At 70.6% G+C, this 5,146-nt stretch carries 4 protein-coding genes and 1 pseudogene; 4 read left to right on the forward strand and 1 reads right to left on the reverse strand.

The features are described from left to right. Positions 1-235: pseudogene (locus CCN33_RS05755) on the forward strand (bile acid:sodium symporter family protein); the annotation flags it as partial. 189 nt (positions 236-424) lie between these two features. Here CCN33_RS05755 and CCN33_RS05760 read toward each other — a convergent pair. After that, positions 425-1,912: a hypothetical protein gene (locus CCN33_RS05760; protein ID WP_086691792.1), complete on the reverse strand. Its 1,488-nt coding sequence runs from the start codon at positions 1,910-1,912 to the stop codon at positions 425-427. A gap of 132 nt (positions 1,913-2,044) precedes the next feature. Between CCN33_RS05760 and CCN33_RS05765 the strand changes: the two genes are divergently transcribed. From CCN33_RS05765 to CCN33_RS05780, 3 genes are all read left to right on the forward strand, one after another. Continuing rightward, positions 2,045-2,431, forward strand: coding sequence for a BlaI/MecI/CopY family transcriptional regulator (locus tag CCN33_RS05765; RefSeq protein WP_086691794.1), 387 nt, complete (start codon positions 2,045-2,047; stop codon positions 2,429-2,431). 1,275 nt (positions 2,432-3,706) lie between these two features. Further along, positions 3,707-4,363 carry a YeeE/YedE family protein gene (locus tag CCN33_RS05775; protein WP_086691798.1) on the forward strand — a complete coding sequence of 219 codons (657 nt, stop codon included), beginning with the start codon at positions 3,707-3,709 and terminating at the stop codon, positions 4,361-4,363. After that, the gene (locus CCN33_RS05780) at positions 4,363-4,779 is read left to right on the forward strand and encodes a YeeE/YedE thiosulfate transporter family protein (protein ID WP_086691799.1); all 417 of its coding nucleotides are present in this window, start codon (positions 4,363-4,365) and stop codon (positions 4,777-4,779) included. Before CCN33_RS05775 ends, CCN33_RS05780 begins: the two co-directional genes overlap by 1 nt. Positions 4,780-5,146 lie beyond the last annotated feature (367 nt).

Raw genomic sequence — 5,146 nt, forward strand, 5'->3', positions numbered from 1 at the left:
CGTCCTCGGCCGGGCCGCCGCCCACCTTCTGCGGCTGGAGGCGGCTACTGCCTCGTCGCTGACGCTCGCCTGCGGCATGAACAACAGCAGCGCGAGCGCGGTGCTGATCAGCACGTCCCTGCCCGACAAACCCCATCTGCTGCTGCCGGTCCTCGCCTACGGACTGCTGCAGAAGACCGCCGCGAACAGGATCGTCACCCGGCTGCGACCGGCGCCCGTCACGGCAGGTGCTTGACCGGTCCTCAGCCGCCGCCGTCGGAGCCGAGGTCCTCAGTATTGACATCGGTGACCGTGCTCTCGGGCGCCGCCCAGTGCCAATGCGAGTTTCCCGATGGCGGCGGTAAGTACCGCAAGGGGAACCCCCGTCTGCCCGTACGGACGCCGGCCCCCGGTCATCGACAGCCCGTCGCCGCGGTGATGCCGTTCAGCGCCCCTGCCGTACCTGGGGAGCCACGTATGCCTGGAGAATGCCGACCCGCTCCACGGGCCAGCCTCGCGCGTAAGCGGGCGGGCGGCCGCCCGGCGGGGTGAGGACGGCGAGGGGCGTCCGGCGGGCTGCCTCGGTGAGTTCGGCCCCTGTGGTGCTGGCGTCATGGCCTGTGGTCTGGGCGGAGCCACAGCCGGTGTAGAAGGCGATCGGGACGGCCTCGTAGCCGCTCAGCAGGCACGGAGGCCGTACGCCGAGCGTGTGCAGGCTGGTGGCGGTGCGGGACCACTCGACGCGAGCGGCCGCTGAGCTGTGGACGGTGTGCTCCAGAACAACGTTCTGCACCGCCAGATGGCTCACCGCGAGCACTCCCAGCAGGCTCACGGCGAGGGTGCGCGCTCTCCCGCGGGCCGGAACGGCGACCAGGTGCGCGAGGCCGTAGGCGACGGGCAGGGCGAGCAGGGCGTAGGCGGGCAGCAGGAAGCGGGGGGCCGCGTAACCGATGAGGAACAGGTAGGGCACGGCCGCCGTGACGGCGCAGACCCCCGGGAGCAGGACCGGCATCGCGCGCCGGGCACGAAGCGCGGCCACGGCGCCGAGGGCGGCCAGGAGCGGCAGCGCGAACCACCAGAGTGTCACGACCAGGCTGGGTACCGGTCCGGTGCAGGGCCGGCACAGCGTGCGTCCGCCCAGACTGCGCAGCTGGTCGAGGGCGGCGAGGTGCCACCCCAGGCCACCCTGGATGCGGGAGGCGTCGGAAAGGCGTTGCGCGAGACCGCCGTAACTGGCGTACGCCTCGATCACCCACTCTCCGGCGCCCGCCAGCAGTCCGGCGGCCGGCACCGCCAGCAGACGCGGGCGGCGCAGGGAGAGTGCGAGCAGGGGCAGTACGACGTACACCGCGTCCATCGGGCGCATCCACGCCATCAGCGCCGCCCCTGCGAAGAGGCCCCACCAGGCCGCCCGGTCCCGCGCGTTCAGGCGGGCGCGCAGGAAACAGCCCACGCAGGACAGGGCGCCGACGGCGACCCAGTAGTTGGGCATGGCCTGCGGCCCGTAGAACAGAGTGACCCACAAGGAGGCGAACAGGGCGCCCGCCAGCGCCAGGACGCGCGGCATGACGTGGGCTCGCCAGACGCGCAGGGCGAAGTAGAGGGCCAGGCCGGACAGGACGGCCAGGTAGACCCTGAGGAGGGCGGTGGAGTCGGACCACGACGTGATCGGGGCGACGAGGAGAGGGACGCCCCGTGCGCGGGGCGCGCTGAAGAAGGCGGCGGGAGCGTGGCCGCTGACCTGGCTGACGTAGACCGTCTCGTCCCAGCCGAGGCCGAACCCCGGCCGAACGAGGACGAGCTGGGCGAGGGTGAAGGCGGCCGCGACCGCGGCCAGCCACGGCTCGCCCCAGGCGCGGGACGCCCGTCCGGCCGACGGCGAGGGGGCGATGCGCCGGGCGCCGGCTGTCGTGGCGTTCGAGCCGTCGGCCATCACGCACCTCTCGTCTTCGCATGCCACGGGAACGACTCCCCTACAGCATGTAGGACGTCGCCTTTCACCCTACGGCTTGTAGGGTTAGAGGAGGGCGAGAAGCTCTCTCCCCACCTCTGTAAGGTGACTGACATGACGGGCAGCGGCCCACACGAGAGGTCCGAACGACGTAACGCGGGCGAGCTGGAGGCTGCGGTTCTGGCCGCTCTCTGGGCGGTGGAATGCCCCCTGACCCCGGCCGAGATCCAGGCGGAACTGGGCGGCGGGCTCGCCTACAACACGGTGCACACCATCCTCAGTCGGCTGTACGGCAAAGGGCTGGTACTGCGGGACGCGGACGGGCGGCGCGGCGCCTACCGGCCGGCGCGGGACGCGGCCGAGCTGGTCGCCGAGGCCATGCACGACGCCCTGGACCGGGGGCCGGACCCGATCGCCGCTCTCAAGCACTTCGTGACCGGGCTGAGTGCGGGTGAGGCACGGGCCCTGAAGGAACTCCTCGGCGAGGAGGGCGCGCCATGACGGCGTCACGGCGCCAAGTGGTGCCTCGCGGCGGGTACTGACGTCACGCCGGGCTTTTCATCCAAGCGACGAGACGGCCCCACCAGCCGTGCTGGGTGTCCGGCCGGACCTGTGCCGGCCTCGACGGAGGTGCCGGCTGCTGTGCGCGTGCACTCGTGCGCGGCGCCGGCTCGCACGTGCATCGCTGACGTGTCGGAACCCCGCGGAGCACTTGCTCCACATGTCGTCCGCAACCCTCGTAAGTCGCCTTCCGGCACGCCCCGCAGACAGCGCGTTGGCACATCGTTTCCTCCGTTGACGCGGACCCTGATGTCGGCTCAGTAATATCAACAGTTTCGTCACAGCGGGATTTCACATCTTCACCACAACGAATCTCCGAATGAACACGGTCTCCATGAATTACCGGCACTCGTCGGCCGCAGGTCCGGCCATGGGCGCGTCAATCTCCGGGCGCGCCGCGCCTTTTGGCGCCCTTATCCCTCTATGAGGGACAGGAAGGCCGGGGTGCCCCATGACATATCTCACGCAGCGACGTCGAACGGTCACGATGGCGAATGTCCCTGAGGTTGCTCAAGGCACCGGCACAGTGGTTCGATCACGCCCGGCCGAACAATGAAGGAAGGCGTTCCGCATTGACAGGCCGTCACCGTCCCCTTTTGAGATCGTCGGCCTGGCGCGGTGAGGGCAGGAAACCGAGAACGGGCGACCGCTCAGGCGAATGAGTGGTGTACGCCGGTCAGAAGGGAGCGACGTGAGTTGCTCGCACGCCGCAGGCTGCCCCCTTTTCCCCCTGCTCAGATCCAGCTTGCAGGGGTGGCGCGACTACTACTGCGACAGCGAGGATCAGTGGCTCGGCTGCGCGCGCTACGAGATGTCGCTGACCGGGGAGCGTGTGCCGATCAGCCTGCTGCCCAACGGAGCTCGCGCGCGGCACCTCGATGACGCGTCCGCCGCTACGGACCGGTCCGGCGCCGCCGGCCAAGAGCCCCGGCAGACCGCACCGCCCCAGCACCGTCCGTGGGCATCCGAGAGCGCGTCCTGGTCGCTGCCCGAACCGGCTCGGCCGCCCCAGCCGTCAGGACCTGCGGCGGCGGTGCCAGGAAACGGGAGTGGGCACGGGCCTGCATCTGCGCCGATCTCCGCCTCGCTCCACCGGCCGTCACCGCCCGCTCAGTTTCCCCTGCCCCAGGACCGCCCGTCCCCTCACGCACGGCAAGGGAGCGATCTCAAGCGCGGCTTGTGGGCTCGCTTCACCGAATGGATGGGAGGCCCCGCATGAGCGGCTACTGGCCCTGGTGGGCCGGCGCTGCCGGGCTCGCCTTGATCACCATCAACTATGCCCTCACCACGGACCGGTCCTTCGGGGTGTCGTCCGCGTGGGACCGCGTGCTGCACTGGCGCAGGGAGCGACGCCTGGAGGAGATGGACGCGGAGTTCGCCGACGACCGTGCCCTGGCGGAAGCCCTGGCCGCGGCTACGGCGGAACACTTCGGCACCGGCCCGAGCGCGCCCACACTGGCGCCGGGTGCCTACGGGACGTCTCAGCCACTCGAAGCGGATGCCGAGCCGACGGTGAGTGAGGACACCCCGGTCACCGACCCGGGTCCAGCCCCGTTGGTCACCCAGGCTGCCCTGCTGGTGTCGATCTTCCTCGGCGGGCTGATCGCCGCACTCACCTCGGGCAGGTTCCACCTCCGCTTCGACATGGGACCGGGCTTTCGCGACCTGGTCACTGCCGACCCGGTCACCATGCTTGCCCTGCTGTTCGTCGGAGGCGTGCTCGTCGGCTTCGGCACTCGGCTGGCCGGCGGATGCAGCTCCGGCCACGGACTCAACGGCTGCGGTCGCCTGCGCCCGGTCAGCCTCGTGGCGACCGCCGTGTTCTTCGGCACCGCTGTCGCGGTGTCGTTCCTGCTGTGGAAGGTGATCTGATGCGTACTCGGGGCGCGATTCTGCTGGCCAACATCATCACCGGGCTGGCTCTCGGTTTCACCGTCTCCAACATCGGCTTCGGCGACTACGCCGAGCTGAACCGCATGTTCACCTTCCAGGACCTGCGGATGCTCCTCTCCTTCGCCGGCGCGGTCGTGATCATCGTGTGCGCGTTCGCTCTGCTGCGCATCCGCCGCACCCCCGGGCGCATCCACGCCGGCGTGATCCCGGGTGCTGTGCTGTTCGGTACGGGCTGGGCGATCTCCGGCGGGTGCCCGGCCATCCCGATCGTCCAAGTCGCCGGCGGATACCTCCCCGCCTTGGTCACCATCGTCGGCGTCACCGTCGGCATCAGGCTGTGCCGCTGGGCCAACGCCCGCTACTTCCACCTCGACCGCGGCTCCTGCGGGCTGTAACCGGGACGCCCCTCACCACTCCCCTGCCGGAAGTCCCCAGGGAGGCGGCGCACCGCGCCCCTCCCACGGATGCCTCGGGCCGGCCCGAGTCAGCTGATCGCCGGTCCGCCGGCGGCGAAATGGCTAACCCCGACTACTGGTGGCGCAGGGGAAATACCTAGACCCCACCAGGGAATCGGCGGTCACTCCCCCGCGGCTTACGGCGGGCCCCTTCCGGCTGACGGCCCTTGATCGGCTCATCCAGGGGATCAGAACGGGCAAGGTGGGGCGCCGCGCCTTTGCGTCCGCTCCGCAGTCCAGGTCGGGCTGCCTGCCGTGCCTTGTGGGTAGTTCGTGTGCGGGCGGCCACCGACCCTCCCGTGGGGAG

It is taken from the genome of Streptomyces recifensis, from assembly GCF_002154615.1.
Taxonomy (GTDB): Bacteria; Actinomycetota; Actinomycetes; order Streptomycetales; family Streptomycetaceae; genus Streptomyces; species Streptomyces griseoluteus.

Bases quoted from the DNA above. Each gene is read 5' to 3' on its own strand.
- CCN33_RS05760 (WP_086691792.1), bottom strand. From the start codon at position 1,912: ATGGCCGACGGCTCGAACGCCACGACAGCCGGCGCCCGGCGCATCGCC.
- CCN33_RS05765 (WP_086691794.1), top strand. From the start codon at position 2,045: ATGACGGGCAGCGGCCCACACGAGAGGTCCGAACGACGTAACGCGGGC.
- CCN33_RS05775 (WP_086691798.1), top strand. From the start codon at position 3,707: ATGAGCGGCTACTGGCCCTGGTGGGCCGGCGCTGCCGGGCTCGCCTTG.
- CCN33_RS05780 (WP_086691799.1), top strand. From the start codon at position 4,363: ATGCGTACTCGGGGCGCGATTCTGCTGGCCAACATCATCACCGGGCTG.